Raw genomic sequence first — 17,443 nt, forward strand, 5'->3', positions numbered from 1 at the left:
ACCACCGTGGGCGACAAGACGATGACCGCCGACGAGGCCGTTTCCGGGCTGGAGAGCGGCATGACCCTCGGCATCGGAGGCTGGGGCTCGCGCCGCAAACCGATGGCCCTGGTGAGGGCGGTGCTCCGGTCCGGCATCACCGACCTCACCGTCGTGTCGTACGGCGGCCCGGACGTCGGCATGCTCGCCGCCGCCGGCCGGATCCGCAAACTGGTCGCCCCCTTCGTCACCCTGGACTCGATCCCCCTCGAACCGCACTACCGGGCGGCCCGCGAGCGGGGGGAGCTGGAGCTGATGGAGATCGACGAGGCGATGTTCATGTGGGGGCTGCACGCGGCGGCGAACCGGCTGCCCTTCCTGCCGGTGCGGGCCGGCATCGGTTCGGATGTGATGCGGGTCAACCCGGGTCTGCGGACGGTGACGTCGCCGTACGACGACGGGGAGACGTTCGTGGCCATGCCCGCCCTGCGCCTGGACGCGGCCCTGGTCCACGTGAACCGCGCCGACCGGCGGGGCAACGGCCAGTATCTGGGGCCCGACCCGTATTTCGACGACTTGTTCTGCGAGGCGGCGGACGCGGCGTTCGTCTCCTGCGAGCGGATCGTGGACACCGCCGAGCTGACGAAGGAGGCGGCACCCCAGACCTTGCTGATCAAGCGTCATGTGGTGACGGGCGTGGTGGAGGCGCCGGGCGGCGCGCACTTCACGTCCTGCGCCCCCGACTACGGGCGCGACGAGGCCGTGCAGAAGGAGTACGCGACCACACCCTGGGCGGAGTTCGCCGAGCGGTTCATCAACGGGCCGGAGGAGGAGGGGACATGACCGTGACGCGGAGTGAGTTCTGTGTGATCGCCTGCGCCGAGGCCTGGCGCGGTGCCGGTGAGATCCTGGCGAGCCCCATGGGCCTGATCCCCTCCGTCGGCGCGCGTCTCGCCCGGCTCACCTTCGCACCGGACCTGTTGCTGACCGACGGTGAGGCGATGCTGGTCGACGTGGACGGCACCGTGGAGGGCTGGCTGCCGTATCGGCAGCATCTGGCCCTCGTCACCGGCGGCCGGCGGCACGTGATGATGGGCGCGAGTCAGATCGACCGCTTCGGCAACCAGAACATCTCCTGCATCGGCGACTGGGAGAAGCCGAAGCGGCAGCTTCTGGGGGTGCGGGGGGCGCCGGTCAACACCCTCAACAACCCGACCAGTTACTGGATCCCGAAGCATTCCCGGCGGGTGTTCGTGGAGAAGGTCGACATGGTGTGCGGGGTGGGGTACGACCATGCGGCCGGTGCCCGCCATCACCGCATCCCCCGGGTCGTCTCCGACCTCGGCGTCTTCGACTTCGACACCCCGGACCGCTCGATGCGGCTGGCCTCGCTGCATCCGGGGGTGACCGTCGAGGAGGTCAGGGATGCGACGGGGTTCGCGCTGACGATCCCGGACGAGGTGCCGTCCACCCGCGAGCCGACGCCCACCGAACTGCGGCTGATCCGCGAGGTGATCGACCCGGACAACCGGCGCGCGCGTGAGGTCCCCGAGGAGGCGAGGGCCTGATGGACACCGCGCTCACCCGGCTGGTCGGGGTCCGCCACCCGATCGTGCAGACGGGCATGGGCTGGGTGGCGGGCCCACGTCTGGTCTCGGCGACGGCGAACGCGGGCGGGCTGGGCATCCTGGCCTCGGCGACGATGACGACCGACCGGCTGCGCGAGGCGATACGCGAGGTCGCATCCCGTACGACGGCGCCCTTCGGGGTCAACCTCCGCGCCGACGCCTCCGACGCAGGCGACAGGGCACGGATCCTGATCGAGGAGGGCGTCCGGGTCGCCTCCTTCGCGCTGGCGCCCTCCCCCGAGCTGATCGGCACGCTCAAGGACGCGGGCGTGGTCGTGATCCCGACGGTAGGCGCCCGGCGCCATGCCGAGAAGGTCGCGGCCTGGGGCGCGGACGCGGTGATCGTGCAGGGCGGGGAGGGCGGCGGACACACCGGCGAGGTGGCGACGACGGTGCTGCTGCCGCAGGTCGTGGACGCGGTGCGCATACCCGTCGTGGCGGCGGGCGGCTTCTTCGACGGCCGGGGCCTGGTCGCGGCGCTGGCCTACGGAGCGGCGGGCGTCGCCATGGGCACCCGCTTCCTGCTCACCTCGGACTCGACGGTGCCGGACGCGGTCAAGGCGCGATACCTGACGGCGAGCGTCCGGGACGTCACGGTCACCAGAGCGGTCGACGGCCTGCCCCACCGCATGCTCCGCACGGAACTGGTCGACTCACTGGAGAACTCCGGCCGCGCCAGAACCCTCCTCCGAGCCATGAGCCACGCGGCCCGCTTCCGCAAGCTGTCCGGCATCGGCTGGCCGACGATGCTCCGCGACGGACTCGCCCTCAAACACGGCAAGCACCTGTCCTGGAGCCAGGTCCTACTCGCCGCGAACACCCCGATGCTGCTCAGAGCATCGATGGTGGACGGACGCACGGACCTCGGGGTAATGGCGTCCGGACAGGTCGCCGGAGTCATCGACGACCTGCCGACATGCGCAGAACTAATCGACCGGATCATGAAGGAGGCAGAGGAGACACGGCAACGACTGACGACCCCCTAGCAACAGCGCCCCGTAAGGGGCGCGGGGAACTGCGCGACCAGCCACAACGAAGCCGCAGACAACCCACGACCCATCACAGCCCCCCAGCAAAACGCCCGTCACAGCCTCTCAATGATCGTCACGTTCGCCTGCCCCCCACCCTCACACATCGTCTGCAACCCGAACCGCCCACCCGTCCGCTCCAGCTCATGCACCAGCGTCGTCATCAGCTTCGCCCCGGTCGCACCAAGCGGGTGTCCAAGGGCAATCGCACCACCGTTGACGTTGACCTTCTCCGGATCCGCGCCCGTCTCCTTGAGCCAGGCCAGGACGACGGGAGCGAAGGCCTCGTTGATCTCGACGAGGTCGATCGCGTCGATGGAGAGGCCGGTCTTCTTCAGGGCGTGGGCGGTGGCCGGTATCGGCGCGGTCAGCATCCGGATCGGGTCCTCGCCGCGCACCGAGAGATGGTGGACTCGGGCGCGCGGCGTCAGCCCGTGCTCGCGCACCGCCCGCTCGGAGGCCAGCAGCATGGCAGCCGCGCCGTCGGAGACCTGCGAGGAGCAGGCGGCCGTGATCGTGCCGCCGTCGATGACCGGCTTGAGCCCGGCCATCTTCTCCAGGGAGGTGTCCCGGCGCGGCCCCTCGTCGACGGTCACGTCCCCGTACGGCACGGTCTCGCGCTGGAAGCGGCCCTCGTCGATCGCCCGTAGCGCCCGCCGGTGCGAGCGCAGCGCGAACTCCTCCTGGTCCTCCCTGCTGATTCCCCACTTGCCGGCGATCATCTCGGCGCCGACGAACTGGTTGACCGCACGGTCCCCGTACCGCGCCCGCCAGCCCTCGCTGCCCGCGAAGGGGCCCTGGGTGAAGCCCAGCGGCTCGGCGGCCTGCCGGGTCGCATAGGCGATCGGGATCTGCGACATGTTCTGCACACCGCCCGCGACGACCAGGTCCTGCGTCCCGGAGAGGACGCCCTGCGCCGCGAAGTGCACGGCCTGCTGCGAGGACCCGCACTGCCGGTCCACCGTCACGCCCGGCACCTCCTCCGGCAGCCCGGCGGCCAGCCAGCAGGTGCGGGCGATGTCGCCGGCCTGCGGCCCGACCGCGTCCAGGCAGCCGAAGACGACGTCCTCGACGGCGGCGGGATCGATGTCCGACCGCGCGACCAGTTCCTTCAGCACATGCGCGCCCAGGTCGGCCGGATGGACCCCGCTCAGTCCTCCCCCGCGCCGCCCCACGGGCGTACGGACCGCTTCGACGATGTAGGCCTCGGCCATGGCAACTCCCCAGACTTCCGGACTCCAGCAGTGGGTTAGGTACGTACGGCGATCCCGTCCAGCACCATCGACAGGTACTGCCGGGCGATCTCCTCGGGGCTGTGGTGTCCGCCGGGCCGGTACCAGGACGCGGCGACCCACACCGTGTCCCGGACGAACCGGTAGGTGAGCCGGACGTCGAGGTCGGACCGGAAGACCTCGGCCGCGACCCCGCGCTCCAGCGTGGACAACCACGCCTTCTCGAACTTGCGCTGCGATTCGGCGAGGAACGCGAACCGCTCCTGCGCCACGAGGTGCTTGGACTCCTTCTGGTAGATCGCGACGGCGGCGCGGTGCCGGTCGATCTCCCGGAACGACTCGGTGACCAGGGCCTCCAGCGTCTCGCGCGGGCCCAGTTCGGCGGCGCCCAGGACGGCGTCGTACCCGTTCCAGAGCTCGTCGAGGAAGGTTCGCAGGATCTCCTCCAGCATCGATTCCTTGGAGTCGAAGTGGTAGTAGAGGCTGCCGGCCAGCATCCCCGCGTGGTCCGCGATCTTGCGGACGGTGGTGGCGTTGTAACCCTGCTCGGCGAAGACCTCGGCGGCGGTGTCGAGGAGCTCGCGCCGGCGCTCGGGGGCGGCGGTCACCTGGGGCTTCTTCTTCGTAGGCACAAGCACATTGTGGGCCGCTCCATGGTCCTTCGTGATCAGGGATGCCGGCTGCTGACGGAGACGACCTCTCCGGTCATGTACGAGGAGTAGTCCGACGCCAGGAACACGATCACGTTGGCCACCTCCCAGGGCTCGGCGTACCGCCCGAAGGCCTCCCGCCGGGTCAGCTCGGCCAGCAGGTCGGGGCTGGTCACCTTCACCAGATGCGGATGCATGGCGAGGCTCGGTGAGACCGCGTTGACCCGCACGCCGAACTCGGCGGCCTCCACCGCCGCGCACCGGGTCAGCGCCATCACCCCGGCCTTCGCGGCCGCGTAGTGCGCCTGTCCGGCCTGGGCACGCCAGCCGACGACGGACGCGTTGTTGACGATCACTCCGCCGTCACCGCCGGCCCGGAACAGCCGTAGGGCCGCCCGGGTGCACCGGAACGTCCCGTTCAGCGTCACATCGAGCACCTTCGACCACTGCTCGTCGGTCATGTCGACAAGGTCCGAAGTCCCGCCGAGCCCGGCGTTGTTGACGACGACATCCAGCCGACCGTGCTGCTCGACCGCCGCCTCGAACAACGCGCTGACCTGCGTCTCGTCGGTGACATCGCACGCCAGCGCGGCGACGGCCGCCCCGAACTCCCCGGCCAGCTCGGCCTCGTACTCCTTGAGCCGCCGCACATGCGCGTCGCTGATCAGCACGCGCGCACCCTCCTCCAGGAAGCGCCGCGCGGTCGCCCCGCCGATCCCCGCCCCGGCCGCCGCGGTGATGACGGCGGTGCGGCCCTTCAGCAGCCCGTGCCCGGGGACGTAGGCCGGACTCTCGACGCCTGTCATAGGGACACGCTAACCTACCAAACACTTGTTAGGGAAGACCGCCGAGGAGATCACGGCTGAGGGGGACGCCACCGATGGATCTCGCCTTCACACACGAAGAGGACGCCTTCCGGGCCGAAGCCCGAGCCTGGCTGCAGGCCCACGTGCCGTCCGCCCCGCTCCCCTCCCTGGAGACCGAGGAAGGCTTCCGGGCTCATCGCGCGTGGGAGGCCGAACTGGCCGCGGACCGCTGGTCGGTGGTGGACTGGCCGAGCGCGTACGGCGGCCGGGACGCGGGCCTGATCAGATGGCTGGTCTTCGAGGAGGAGTACTACGCGGCGGGCGCACCCGGCCGCGTCAGCCAGAACGGCATCAGCCTCCTCGCCCCCACCCTCTTCGACCACGGCACGGAGCGACAACGCGCGCGCGTGCTGCCGCCGATGGCCTCCGGCGAGGTGATCTGGGCCCAGGCCTGGTCGGAGCCCGAGGCCGGTTCGGACCTGGCGTCCCTGAAGGCCAGGGCCGTCCGCACGGACGGCGGCTGGCTGCTGACCGGGCAGAAGACCTGGTCGTCACGGGCCGCCTTCGCCGACCGCGCGTTCGGCCTGTTCCGCACCGAGCTGGACACCCCGAAGCCCCACCAGGGCCTGACCTACCTGATGTTCGACCTGCGCGCACCGGGCGTCACCGTCCGCCCCATCGGCCGCCTCGACGGAAAACCCGCCTTCGCCGAGCTGTTCCTGGACGAGGTGTTCGTGCCGGACGAGGACGTGATCGGCGACCCCGGGCAGGGCTGGCGGATCGCCATGTCGACAGCGGGTAACGAACGCGGGCTGAAGCTGCGCTCCCCGGGCCGTTTCCTGGCGAGCGCCGACCGCCTGCTGACGCTCTGGCAGGCGCAAGGAGAACCGGAATCCACGAAACCCCGTGTCGCCGACGCCCTGATCGGCGCCCGCGCCTACCAGCTCTTCACCTACGCCGCCGCCTCCCGCTTCCTCGACGGCCAGGAACTCGGCCCGGAGTCCAGCCTGAACAAGGTCTTCTGGTCCGAGTACGACATCGCGCTGCACGAGACGGCCCTCGATCTCCTGGGCGAGGAGGGCGAGTTCGCGGACACGGACTGGTCGGAGCGGTACGTCTTCGCCCTCGCCGGCCCGATCTACGCCGGCACGAACGAGATCCAGCGGGACATCGTCGCCGAACGCCTGCTGGGCCTCCCGAAGGGACGCCGCTGATGCGCGAGGGCTCCACCGACGCCGAACGAAGCGCGCCACACAGCGACGCACAGGGACGCACAGGAAAGAGGCCGCGTTGATGCCCGAAGGAACGCCCTCGATGCCGAAAGGACACCGCTGATGCGCTTCCTCCTCGACGCCGAGCAGCGCGCGTTCGCCGCCTCGCTGGACGCGATGCTGACCTCCGCGGACACGCCGTCGGTGGTACGGGACTGGAGTCGCGGCGAGCACGGCAGCGGGCGCGCGCTGTGGGGCCGTATCGCCGAAGCGGGCGTGTTCGCACTGGCGGTACCGGAGGAGTACGAAGGGCTGGGCCCCCGGCCCGTCGAACTCGCCGTCGCTTTCGTCGAGTTGGGGCGACACGCGGTGCCCGGCCCGCTGGTGGAGACCGTGACCGCGGCAGTCCTGCTCACCAAGGCCGAACGCCTGCTCCCGCCCCTCGCCGCCGGCGAGACCATGGCGACGGTCGCGTACGACAGCCCGTACGCCCTCGACGGCGACGCGGCCACGATCCGTCTCGCTCTCGCCCCCGACGCCCTCCACCTGTCCCCCGGCCACGGCCCCGTCCGCCCTTCCCTCGACCCCGCCCGCCGCCTCACCCCCCTCACCCCGGGCGGCGAACTCCTCACCCCCACCCCGCCCGTCGAGCAAGCCCTCACCTGGGCCCGCCTCACCACCGCCGCCCAGGCGCTGGGCGTCGGACTCGCCCTCCTCGACAAGACCGTCGCCTATGTCAGGCAGCGCACCCAATTCGGCGCCCCCATAGGCTCGTTCCAAGCCGTCAAGCACAGACTGGCCGACGCGAAGATCGCCCTGGAGTTCGCCCGCCCCCTGCTCTTCGGCGCCGCGCTGACCATGGAGCCCGCTGACGTCGCCGCAGCCAAGGTCACGGCCTGCGAGGCGGCGTACGCGACGGCGCGGACCGCGCTGCAACTGCATGGCGCGATCGGCTACACCGCGGAGTACGACCTGTCGCTGTGGCTGACCAAGGCCCGCGCCCTGCGCACCGCCTGGGGCACTCCGGACGCGTGCCGGGCCCTGGTCGTCAGGGGTGGTGGTCGCCGCTGGTGACTTCCCGGTACTCCTCCACCGTCGGCTTCTCGATCCGCTTGTCGGGCCCGAACATGGCCCGCGACAGCCGGGCCCGCAACCGCTGGGACGGTTTCACCCGGCGCCGGACGCCGCCCGCGTCGACGAGCGGACCGAGCTCGTACGGCGCGTTCTGCTCGTGCTGGGTGAGGGTGAACAACTGCCCCTGCGAGACGGGTTCATGGATCTCGATGTACTCGCCGTTCGGCAGCCGCTTGATGGTGCCCGTCTCCCTGCCGTGCAGCACCTTGTCCCGGTCGCGGCGCTGGAGGCCGAGACAGATCCGCTTGGTGATGCTGTAGGCGAGGACCGGCACCACGAAGACCGCGACCCGCACGAACCAGGTGATGTCGTTGATGGACAGATGCAGATGGGTGGCCACGATGTCGTTGCCGCCGCCGATCAGCAGCACCGCATACAGGCTGAGCCAGGCCACGCCGAGGCCGGTGCGCACGGGCGCGTTGCGCGGCCGGTCCAGGATGTGGTGTTCGCGTTTGTCGCCGGTGACCCATGCCTCGATGAAGGGATACACGCCGATGGCGAGCATGACCAGGGGGAACAGCGCGAAGGGGATGAACACGCCCAGCGCGAGGGTGTGGCCCCAGAGGTTGATCTCCCATCCCGGCATCACCCGGATCAGCCCCTCGGAGAAGCCGAGATACCAGTCGGGCTGGGCGCCGGTCGTGACCAGATCGGGGCGGTAGGGCCCGAAGGCCCACACGGGGTTGATGCTGGCGATGCCGCCCATGATCGTCAGCACGCCGAAGACGAGGAAGAAGAAGCCGCCCGCCTTCGCCATGTAGACCGGCAGGAAGGGCATGCCGACCACCGACCTGTTGTCGCGGCCGGGGCCGGGATACTGCGTGTGCTTGTGGTAGAAGACCAGGATCAGATGGGCGGCCACCAGCCCCAGCATGATCCCGGGCAGCAGCAGGACGTGGATCGGGAACAGGCGCGAGATGATGTCGTGCCCGGGGAACTCCCCGCCGAAGAGGAAGAACGACAGATACGTCCCCACGATCGGGACGGACAGGATCGCGCCCTGGGCGAAGCGGATACCGGTGCCGGAGAGCAGGTCGTCGGGGAGCGAGTAGCCGGTCAGGCCGGTGATGATGCCGAGCATCAGCAGCGTCCAGCCGAAGAGCCAGTTGAGCTCGCGCGGCTTGCGGAACGCGCCGGTGAAGAAGATCCGCATCATGTGCACGAGCATGGCGATGACGAAGACCAGCGCCGCCCAGTGGTGGATCTGCCGGATCAGCAGCCCGCCGCGCACATCGAAGCTGATCTCCAGCGTGGACTCGAACGCCCTGGTCATCATGACGCCGTTGAGCGGTTCGTACGAGCCGTGGTACTCGACCTCGGCCATGCTCGGCTCGAAGAACAGGGTGAGGTAGACGCCGGTGAGGATCAGGACGATGAAGCTGTAGAGCGCGATCTCGCCCAGCATGAAGGACGGGTGGTCCGGGAAGACCTTGCGCATGTTGGCCTTGGCCAGGGCGTAGAGCCCGAGCCGCCCGTCGGCCCAGTCCGCGAGTTTCTCGCCCCTGCCGGGAGCCTGCCTGCGCGAGCGGGCCGACCCGGCCGCCTGGTCCACCGATCGTGCGCCGTCCATGCGTCGTCGCCTCCCCGTGGGATCTCACTCAGGGTGGCACGGCAGTCACGGCTCAGCCAACGGTGCGTGCAGACGGGTGTCTCAGGCCGGTCCCACGATCCCCGCGGCCCGCGCCGCGACCAGCCACTTCGGGAACTCGTCCACGAGACGGTCGTACAACTCGCCGTCGGACACCTTCCGCGGATCCTGCCCTGCGTGGAAGAACCCGGCGTTGTCGACGGCCCGCTTGTCCGGCACCGCCAGCTCGTCGAGCTTGCGCAGATACTCGAACTGACGGCTCTTCGGATCGCCGAAGCCGATGAACTGCCAGAAGATCGGCAGCCTGGCCGCCTTGCACAGATACCGTTCCGCGGCGAGCTTGTTGATCGGGCCGCCGTCGGTCTGGAAGACCACCAGGGCCGGGTCCTTGGAGCCGCTGTCGAGGTAGTGGTCGATGACCGCGTCCATGGCGAGGTGGTAGCTGGTCTTGCCCATGTGCCCGAGCCCGGCCACGATCCGGTCGATCCGGCCGCGATGGTCGGCGAGGGCGATGTCGGTGACCGCGTCGACGTCCGTGGAGAAGAACACCACGGGCACGGTTCCGTCGTCGTCGAGGTGCGCGGACAGCCCCAGCACCCGGTCGGCGAGCGCCTGCACACTGCCGTCCTTGTAGTACGGCTTCATCGACCCGGAGTAGTCGACCACCAGATAGACCGCCGCCCGCTGCCCGTCCAGGCCGTGCTTCGTGAGCGACACCCCGGCGCTCTTGTAGAGACTGACCAGCGCGGGCGCGGTCTCCTCCACCTTGCTGAGACTGATCGCGGCCATGCCGACTCCCCCATCGCTCACCAGAACTGACGCCGAGGCTACGGCACCGCACCCCCACGCACCGGCGTGAGAAAAGCCGCGGCGCCTGCCCAGTCGTCCGGTCGGGGACTGGAGGGCAGGCGCCGTCGGGTGTACCGCACGCCTTTGTGCGGGACGTTTCTGGGGCCGATCAGACCATGAGCGAGCGGTCCGTCGGACGGATCGGCGAGGGCAGGTCGCTCACGCCGGTCAGGAAGCGGTCGCACCCGCGGGCGGCCGAGCGGCCCTCCGCGATCGCCCAGACGATCAACGACTGACCACGGCCCGCGTCACCGGCGACGAAGACTCCGGGGACGTTGGTCTGGAAGTCGCCGTCACGGGCGATGTTGCCGCGCTCGTCGAGGTCCAGGCCGAACTGCTCGACCAGGCCGTTGTCCCGGTCGGTGCCGGTGAAGCCCATCGCCAGCGTGACCAGCTGGGCGGGGATCTTGCGCTCCGTGCCCGGCTTCTGCGTCAGCTTGCCGTCGATGAACTCGACCTCGGTGAGGTGCAGCCACTGGACGTTGCCGTCCTCGTCGCCCTCGAAGTGGGTGGTGGAGACGGAGTAGACCCGCTCACCGCCCTCCTCGTGCGCGGACGTGACCTTGTACAGCATCGGGAAGGTCGGCCACGGCTGGTTCGGCGCGCGGTCCTCGCCCGGCCTGGGCATGATCTCCAGCTGGGTGACGGAGGCCGCGCCCTGGCGGTGGGCGGTGCCCACGCAGTCCGCGCCGGTGTCACCGCCGCCGATCACGACGACGTGCTTGCCTTCGGCCGTGATGGGGGGCGTCACGAAGTCGCCCTCCTGGACCTTGTTGGCCAGCGGCAGGTACTCCATGGCCTGGTGGATGCCCTTGAGTTCGCGGCCGGGGACCGGCAGGTCACGCGCGGTCGTCGCACCGGCGGCGATGACGATCGCGTCGTACCGCTTCTTCAGGTCGGTCGCCTTGAGGTCGCGGCCGATCTCGATGCCCGTACGGAAGCGGGTGCCCTCCGCACGCATCTGCTCGATACGGCGGTTGATGTGCCGCTTCTCCATCTTGAACTCGGGGATGCCGTAACGGAGGAGGCCGCCGATGCGGTCCGCGCGCTCGTAGACGGCGACGGTGTGGCCGGCCCGGGTGAGCTGCTGGGCGGCGGCGAGACCCGCCGGGCCCGAGCCGATGACCGCGACCGTCTTGCCGGACAGGCGCTCCGGGATCTGCGGGGCGACGTCACCGGTCTCCCACGCCTTGTCGATGATCGAGACCTCGACGTTCTTGATGGTGACGGCCGGCTGGTTGATGCCGAGCACACACGCCGACTCGCACGGGGCCGGGCAGAGGCGACCGGTGAACTCCGGAAAGTTGTTGGTCGCGTGCAGGCGCTCGGACGCGGCGGCCCAGTCCTCGCGGTAGGCGTAGTCGTTCCACTCGGGGATCAGGTTCCCCAGCGGACAGCCGTTGTGGCAGAACGGGATGCCGCAGTCCATGCAGCGGCTGGCCTGCTTGCTGATGATCGGCAGCAGCGAGCCGGGGACGTAGACCTCGTTCCAGTCCCTGACGCGCTCCTCGACGGGGCGGGACTTGGCGACCTCGCGGCCGTGGTTGAGAAAGCCCTTGGGATCAGCCATTGGTCGCCGCCTCCATCATCTTCTCGGTGATCTCGGTCTCGGAGAGACCGGCTCGCTCGGCGGCGTCCTTGGCGGCGAGCACTGCCTTGTACGTACTGGGGATGATCTTGCTGAAGCGGTCCACCGACTCGGACCACTCGGCGAGGAGCTTCCCGGCGACCGTGGAGCCGGTCTCCTCCGCGTGCCGGCGCACCACGTCGTGCAGCCACTGCTTGTCGGTGTCGTCCAGCTTCTCGATGGCGCCGACGTTGCCGACGTTCACGTTGTCGCGGTCCAGGTCGATCACGTAGGCGATACCGCCCGACATACCGGCCGCGAAGTTGCGGCCCGTCTCGCCGAGGACCACCGCGTGACCGCCGGTCATGTACTCGCAGCCGTGGTCGCCCACGCCCTCGGAGACGACCGTCGCGCCGGAGTTGCGGACGCAGAAGCGCTCGCCCGTACGACCGCGCAGGAACAGCTCGCCGCCGGTCGCGCCGTACGCGATGGTGTTGCCCGCGATGGTCGAGAACTCGGCGAGGTGGTCGGCGCCCCGGTCGGGACGCACGATCACACGGCCGCCGGAGAGGCCCTTGCCGACGTAGTCGTTGGCGTCGCCCTCCAGGCGCAGCGTGATGCCGCGCGGCAGGAAGGCACCGAAGGACTGGCCGGCCGAGCCGGTGAAGGTGATGTCGATGGTGTCGTCGGGCAGGCCCGCGCCACCGAACTTCTTGGTCACCTCATGGCCGAGCATGGTGCCGACCGTGCGGTTGATGTTGCGGATGGCGACCTGGGCGCGCACCGGCTGGGCGTCGGTCGCCGAGTCGGCGGCCAGGGCGTCGGCGGCGAGCTTGATCAGCTCGTTGTCGAGCGCCTTCTCCAGGCCGTGGTCCTGCTCGATCACCTGGTGGCGCACCGCGCCGCCGGGCAGGTCGGGCACGTGGAACAGCGGCTCCAGGTCCAGGCCCTGCGCCTTCCAGTGGTCGATGGCCCGCGTGACGTCCAGCGTCTCGGCGTGGCCGACGGCCTCCTCGAGGGTGCGGAAGCCCAGCTCGGCGAGGATCTCGCGGACCTCCTCGGCGATGAACTGGAAGAAGTTCACGACGTGTTCGGCCTTGCCCGCGTACCGGTCGCGCAGCACCGGGTTCTGGGTGGCGATGCCGACCGGGCAGGTGTCCAGGTGACAGACGCGCATCATGACGCAGCCGGAGACGACGAGCGGCGCGGTCGCGAAACCGAACTCCTCGGCGCCGAGCAGCGCGGCGATGACGACGTCACGGCCGGTCTTCAGCTGGCCGTCGGTCTGTACGACGATGCGGTCGCGCAGGCCGTTGAGCAGCAGGGTCTGCTGGGTCTCGGCGAGGCCGAGCTCCCAGGGACCGCCGGCGTGCTTCAAGGACGTCAGGGGAGAAGCGCCCGTGCCACCGTCGTGACCCGAGATGAGCACGACGTCCGCGTGCGCCTTCGACACACCCGCGGCGACCGTGCCGACGCCGACCTCCGACACCAGCTTCACGTGAATCCGCGCCTGCGGGTTCGCGTTCTTCAGGTCGTGGATCAGCTGGGCCAGGTCCTCGATGGAGTAGATGTCGTGGTGCGGCGGCGGGGAGATGAGGCCCACGCCCGGCGTCGAGTGCCGGGTCTTCGCCACCCACGGGTACACCTTGTGGCCGGGCAGCTGGCCGCCCTCGCCGGGCTTGGCGCCCTGGGCCATCTTGATCTGGATGTCGTCCGCGTTGACCAGGTACTCCGACGTCACGCCGAAGCGGCCGGAGGCGACCTGCTTGATCGACGAACGGCGGGCCGGGTCGTACAGCCGGTCGGCGTCCTCGCCGCCCTCACCGGTGTTGGACTTGCCGCCCAGCTGGTTCATGGCGATGGCGAGCGTCTCGTGCGCCTCCTTGGAGATGGAGCCGTACGACATGGCGCCCGTCGAGAAGCGCTTGACGATCTCGGAGACCGGCTCGACCTCGTCGATGGAGATCGGCTGCCGGTCCGACTTGAAGCCGAAGAGGCCGCGCAGCGTCATCAGGCGCTCGGACTGCTCGTTCACGCGCTCCGTGTACTTCTTGAAGATGTCGTAGCGCGCGGTGCGGGTGGAGTGCTGGAGGCGGAAGACCGTCTCCGGGTCGAACAGGTGCGGCTCCCCCTCGCGGCGCCACTGGTACTCGCCGCCTATGTCGAGCGCGCGGTGCGCGGGCGCGATGCCGCTCGCCGGGTACGCCTTCGCGTGGCGGGCGGCGACCTCCTTGGCGATGACGTCGATGCCGACGCCGCCGATCTTGGTGGCGGTGCCGTTGAAGTACTTCTCGACGAAGGCCTGGTCGAGACCGACGGCCTCGAAGACCTGGGCGCCGCGGTAGGAGGCGACGGTCGAGATGCCCATCTTGGACATGACCTTGAGGACGCCCTTGCCGAGCGCGTAGATCAGGTTGCGGATGGCGTGCTCGGCCTCGATGCCGGGAAGGAACGTGCCCGCGCGGACCAGGTCCTCGACGGACTCCATCGCCAGGTACGGGTTGACGGCCGCGGCGCCGAAGCCGATGAGCAGGGCGACGTGGTGGACCTCGCGGACGTCACCGGCCTCGACCAGCAGGCCCACGTGGGTGCGCTGCTTGGTGCGGATGAGGTGGTGGTGAACGGCCGCGGTGAGCAGCAGCGACGGGATCGGCGCGTGCTCGGCGTCGGAGTGGCGGTCCGAGAGGACGATCAGCCGGGCGCCGTTGTCGATGGCGGCGTCGGCCTCGGCGCAGATCTCGTCGATGCGCGCGGCGAGGGAGTCACCGCCGCCGGAGACCCGGTACAGGCCGGACAGGGTCGCGGCCTTCATGCCGGGCATGTCGCCGTCGGCGTTGATGTGTATGAGCTTGGCCAGCTCGTCGTTGTCGATCACCGGGAAGGGCAGGGTGACGCTGCGACACGAGGCGGCCGTCGGCTCCAGCAGGTTGCCCTGCGGGCCGAGGGAGCTGCGGAGCGAGGTGACCAGCTCTTCGCGGATGGCGTCCAGCGGCGGGTTGGTGACCTGTGCGAACAGCTGGGTGAAGTAGTCGAAGAGCAGGCGCGGGCGGTCGCTCAGCGCGGCGATCGGCGAGTCCGTACCCATCGAACCGATCGGTTCGGCACCGGCCTTGGCCATCGGCGCCAGGATGACGCGCAGCTCTTCCTCGGTGTAGCCGAAGGTCTGCTGGCGGCGGGTGACCGAGGCGTGCGTGTGCACGATGTGCTCGCGCTCGGGCAGGTCGGACAGCTCGATCTCGCCGGCCTCGAGCCACTCCGCGTACGGCATCTCGGTGGCGAGCTGGGCCTTGATCTCGTCGTCCTCGATGATGCGGTGCTCGGCGGTGTCGACGAGGAACATCCGGCCGGGCTGCAGCCGGCCCTTGCGGACGACCTTGGCGGGGTCGATGTCGAGGACGCCGACCTCGGAGCCGAGGACGACGAGGCCGTCGTCGGTGACCCAGTAGCGGCCGGGGCGCAGGCCGTTGCGGTCGAGCACGGCGCCGACCTGGGTGCCGTCGGTGAAGGTGACACAGGCCGGGCCGTCCCAGGGCTCCATCATCGTGGCGTGGAACTGGTAGAAGGCGCGTCGGGCCGGGTCCATGGAGTCGTGGTTCTCCCACGCCTCCGGGATCATCATCAGCACGGAGTGCGGGAGGGACCGGCCGCCGAGGTGCAGCAGTTCCAGCACCTCGTCGAAGGACGCGGAGTCCGACGCCTCGGGCGTACAGATCGGGAAGACCCGGTCGATCTTGTCCTGCTCACCGAACAGGTCGGAGACGATCTGCGACTCGCGGGCCGCCATCCAGTTGCGGTTGCCCTTGACCGTGTTGATCTCGCCGTTGTGCGCGACGAAACGGTACGGGTGGGCGAGCGGCCAGGACGGGAAGGTGTTGGTGGAGAACCGGGAGTGCACGAGCGCGATCGCGGAGGCGAAGCGGCGGTCGGACAGGTCCGGGAAGAAGGGCTCCAGCTGGCCGGTGGTCAGCATGCCCTTGTAGACGATGGTCCGCGCGGACAGCGACGGGAAGTAGACGTCGGCCTCGCGCTCGGCGCGCTTGCGCAGCACGAAGGCCTTGCGGTCGAGGTCGATACCCGTGGCGGGCGCGGCGGCGCCGTCGGCGACGAAGATCTGCCGGAAGGCGGGCATCGTCGAGCGGGCGGTGGCACCGAGGAGTTCGGGGGCGACCGGCACCTCGCGCCAGCCGAGGACCGTCAGCCCCTCGTCGGCCGCAATCGTCTCGATCCGTGAGACGGCCTCGTCCGCGCCGGCCTCGGGCAGGAAGGCGATACCGACGGCATACCCACCGGCCTGCGGCAGTTCGAATTCGGCCACCTCACGGAAGAAGGCGTCCGGAACCTGGGAGAGGATGCCGGCGCCGTCACCCGAGTCGGGCTCCGAGCCGGTGGCGCCGCGATGCTCCAGGTTGCGCAGAACCGTGAGCGCCTGTTCGACCAGCGCATGGCTCGCCTCGCCGGTGAGGGTGGCCACAAAGCCGACGCCACAGGCGTCGTGCTCGTTGCGGGGGTCGTACATACCCTGCGCAGCAGGGCGAGCATCCATGAACGACCAGTTCTGGCCATTCCCGGAGTGCTGGGACGGCTGGCGCGGCGTACGCATCGGCTCTCCCGTCGTCGTCAACTTGGCATATGCAGGTGCCGAGGGACGACGCTGGCCCTCTGCGTGAGTGCAAAATTTCGTGCAGGTTACATGATGGGGCGGTTCTCGGGAACCGGATACCGCGTTCCAACATGCGGACGCCGCGGTCGCGGCGGGGGTACCGCGCACGGCGGCGGAAGCAATGGGGACCGAAGCGGACAGATCGATGTCCGTCAGCCCGAGGGCCAGGGAGGCGTCGTCATCGACCCCGAGGGTGCGCGGCAGGCCTCATTGCCCACAGCGCTTACGGCTCATGCCCGGTGGTTAAGCAATCGAAACCAGCGAGTAACGGCTACTTATGCGGCCCAACGCATAAGTGCGAGTCCCCCTATCCTACGGCGGTTCCCAGCAGGCTGCCCAGGGCGTACGTCACACCGGCCGCCGCACCACCGAGCGCGAGCTGCCTGAATCCGCTGAACCACCAGGTCCGCGCCGTCACCTTGGCCACCACGGCACCACACGCGAACAGCCCCACCAGCGCAAGCAGCACGGCCGGCCACAGAGCACTGGCGCCCAGCAGATAAGGCAGTACGGGAAGCAGGGCGCCCAGCGCGAAGGAGCCGAACGACGAGACGGCGGCGACCAGCGGCGACGGCAGATCACCGGGGTCGATGCCCAGTTCCTCGCGGGCGTGTATCTCCAGGGCCTGCTCGGGATCGCGCGAGAGCTGCCCCGCCACTTCCCGCGCCAGCCGGGGCTCGACCCCGCGCGCCTCATAGAGCGCCGCGAGTTCGGCCTCCTCGTCCTGGGGGTGCTTGCGCAGCTCGCGCCGCTCCACGTCCAGTTCCGCCTCGACGAGTTCCCGCTGCGAGGCGACGGACGTGTACTCGCCGGCGGCCATGGAGAAGGCCCCGGCGGCGAGACCCGCGAGCCCGGCGATCACAATGGTCCGCGGACCGGCCGCGCCGCCCGCGACACCGGTCATCAGGGCGAGGTTGGAGACCAGGCCGTCCATCGCGCCGAAGACGGCGGGGCGCAGCCAGCCGCCGTTCACATCCCGGTGGGTGTGGTTGTCGCGGTGCGCCTCGTGGAGCGCCGCTTCGGTTTCGATGATGGCCATGCCGGATCCCCCAGAGCTAAGGTGAGGCTGAGTTTAGACCGATTCCAGTCTTTGACAACACCAAACTTACGC

At 69.8% G+C, this 17,443-nt stretch carries 13 protein-coding genes; 5 read left to right on the forward strand and 8 right to left on the reverse strand.

The window, feature by feature from the left end:
- Positions 1–6: 6 nt before the first annotated feature.
- From KCH48_RS20275 to KCH48_RS20285, 3 genes are read left to right on the forward strand one after another with little or no spacing between them, the layout of a single operon-like run.
- Positions 7–822, forward strand: coding sequence for a CoA transferase subunit A (locus KCH48_RS20275; protein WP_210576304.1), 816 nt, complete (start codon positions 7–9; stop codon positions 820–822).
- Positions 819–1,547, forward strand: coding sequence for a CoA-transferase subunit beta (locus KCH48_RS20280; RefSeq protein WP_210576039.1), 729 nt, complete (start codon positions 819–821; stop codon positions 1,545–1,547). Before KCH48_RS20275 ends, KCH48_RS20280 begins: the two co-directional genes overlap by 4 nt.
- On the forward strand, positions 1,547–2,593 hold the full coding sequence (locus KCH48_RS20285; protein ID WP_210576040.1) for a nitronate monooxygenase family protein: 1,047 nt from the start codon (positions 1,547–1,549) through the stop codon (positions 2,591–2,593). The genes KCH48_RS20280 and KCH48_RS20285 overlap by 1 nt, the downstream gene beginning before the upstream one ends.
- Before the next feature lie 98 nt (positions 2,594–2,691).
- Here the strand turns inward: KCH48_RS20285 and KCH48_RS20290 are convergent, their stop codons facing one another.
- Genes KCH48_RS20290 through KCH48_RS20300 form a run of 3 tightly spaced genes read right to left on the reverse strand, consistent with a single transcriptional unit; the run spans position 2,692 to position 5,323 of the window.
- Positions 2,692–3,849, reverse strand: coding sequence for an acetyl-CoA C-acetyltransferase (locus KCH48_RS20290; protein WP_210576041.1), 1,158 nt, complete (start codon positions 3,847–3,849; stop codon positions 2,692–2,694).
- Positions 3,850–3,884: 35 nt separating this feature from the next.
- On the reverse strand, positions 3,885–4,499 hold the full coding sequence (locus KCH48_RS20295; protein WP_210576042.1) for a TetR/AcrR family transcriptional regulator: 615 nt from the start codon (positions 4,497–4,499) through the stop codon (positions 3,885–3,887).
- 35 nt (positions 4,500–4,534) lie between these two features.
- Complete coding sequence (locus tag KCH48_RS20300) at positions 4,535–5,323, reverse strand: SDR family oxidoreductase (RefSeq protein ID WP_210576044.1); 789 nt, start codon at positions 5,321–5,323, stop codon at positions 4,535–4,537.
- A 74-nt stretch (positions 5,324–5,397) separates the two neighbouring features.
- Between KCH48_RS20300 and KCH48_RS20305 the strand changes: the two genes are divergently transcribed.
- Positions 5,398–6,537, forward strand: coding sequence for an acyl-CoA dehydrogenase family protein (locus KCH48_RS20305; RefSeq protein WP_210576046.1), 1,140 nt, complete (start codon positions 5,398–5,400; stop codon positions 6,535–6,537).
- 120 nt (positions 6,538–6,657) lie between these two features.
- Positions 6,658–7,608, forward strand: a complete 951-nt coding sequence (locus KCH48_RS20310) for an acyl-CoA dehydrogenase family protein (protein ID WP_210576048.1) — start codon at positions 6,658–6,660, stop codon at positions 7,606–7,608.
- Here KCH48_RS20310 and KCH48_RS20315 read toward each other — a convergent pair.
- The 5 genes from KCH48_RS20315 to KCH48_RS20335 all read right to left on the reverse strand — a co-directional run bounded on the left by KCH48_RS20315 (position 7,583) and on the right by KCH48_RS20335 (position 17,371).
- Positions 7,583–9,238: a cytochrome bc complex cytochrome b subunit gene (locus KCH48_RS20315; protein ID WP_210576050.1), complete on the reverse strand. Its 1,656-nt coding sequence runs from the start codon at positions 9,236–9,238 to the stop codon at positions 7,583–7,585. The two genes, KCH48_RS20310 and KCH48_RS20315, sit on opposite strands and share 26 nt — an antisense overlap.
- An 81-nt stretch (positions 9,239–9,319) precedes the next feature.
- On the reverse strand, positions 9,320–10,045 hold the full coding sequence (locus tag KCH48_RS20320; protein ID WP_210576052.1) for a VWA domain-containing protein: 726 nt from the start codon (positions 10,043–10,045) through the stop codon (positions 9,320–9,322).
- Between the two features lie 169 nt (positions 10,046–10,214).
- Positions 10,215–11,675: a glutamate synthase subunit beta gene (locus KCH48_RS20325; RefSeq protein WP_210576054.1), complete on the reverse strand. Its 1,461-nt coding sequence runs from the start codon at positions 11,673–11,675 to the stop codon at positions 10,215–10,217.
- Complete coding sequence (gene gltB, locus KCH48_RS20330) at positions 11,668–16,272, reverse strand: glutamate synthase large subunit (protein WP_210576056.1); 4,605 nt, start codon at positions 16,270–16,272, stop codon at positions 11,668–11,670. The genes KCH48_RS20325 and gltB overlap by 8 nt, the downstream gene beginning before the upstream one ends.
- 367 nt (positions 16,273–16,639) lie before the next feature.
- Entirely contained in the window at positions 16,640–17,371 is a 732-nt protein-coding gene (locus KCH48_RS20335) for a VIT1/CCC1 transporter family protein (RefSeq protein WP_210576058.1), read from the reverse strand.
- Positions 17,372–17,443: the final 72 nt, after the last annotated feature.

Source organism: Streptomyces sp. GESEQ-4 (genome assembly GCF_017948455.1).
GTDB lineage: Bacteria > Actinomycetota > Actinomycetes > Streptomycetales > Streptomycetaceae > Streptomyces.

Coding starts and splice junctions, on each gene's coding strand:
- KCH48_RS20305 (WP_210576046.1), top strand. CDS start 5,398: ATGGATCTCGCCTTCACACACGAAGAGGACGCCTTCCGGGCCGAAGCC.
- KCH48_RS20280 (WP_210576039.1), top strand. CDS start 819: ATGACCGTGACGCGGAGTGAGTTCTGTGTGATCGCCTGCGCCGAGGCC.
- KCH48_RS20320 (WP_210576052.1), bottom strand. CDS start 10,045: ATGGCCGCGATCAGTCTCAGCAAGGTGGAGGAGACCGCGCCCGCGCTG.
- KCH48_RS20335 (WP_210576058.1), bottom strand. CDS start 17,371: ATGGCCATCATCGAAACCGAAGCGGCGCTCCACGAGGCGCACCGCGAC.
- KCH48_RS20325 (WP_210576054.1), bottom strand. CDS start 11,675: ATGGCTGATCCCAAGGGCTTTCTCAACCACGGCCGCGAGGTCGCCAAG.
- KCH48_RS20310 (WP_210576048.1), top strand. CDS start 6,658: ATGCGCTTCCTCCTCGACGCCGAGCAGCGCGCGTTCGCCGCCTCGCTG.
- KCH48_RS20285 (WP_210576040.1), top strand. CDS start 1,547: ATGGACACCGCGCTCACCCGGCTGGTCGGGGTCCGCCACCCGATCGTG.
- KCH48_RS20315 (WP_210576050.1), bottom strand. CDS start 9,238: ATGGACGGCGCACGATCGGTGGACCAGGCGGCCGGGTCGGCCCGCTCG.
- KCH48_RS20300 (WP_210576044.1), bottom strand. CDS start 5,323: ATGACAGGCGTCGAGAGTCCGGCCTACGTCCCCGGGCACGGGCTGCTG.
- KCH48_RS20290 (WP_210576041.1), bottom strand. CDS start 3,849: ATGGCCGAGGCCTACATCGTCGAAGCGGTCCGTACGCCCGTGGGGCGG.
- gltB (WP_210576056.1), bottom strand. CDS start 16,272: ATGCGTACGCCGCGCCAGCCGTCCCAGCACTCCGGGAATGGCCAGAAC.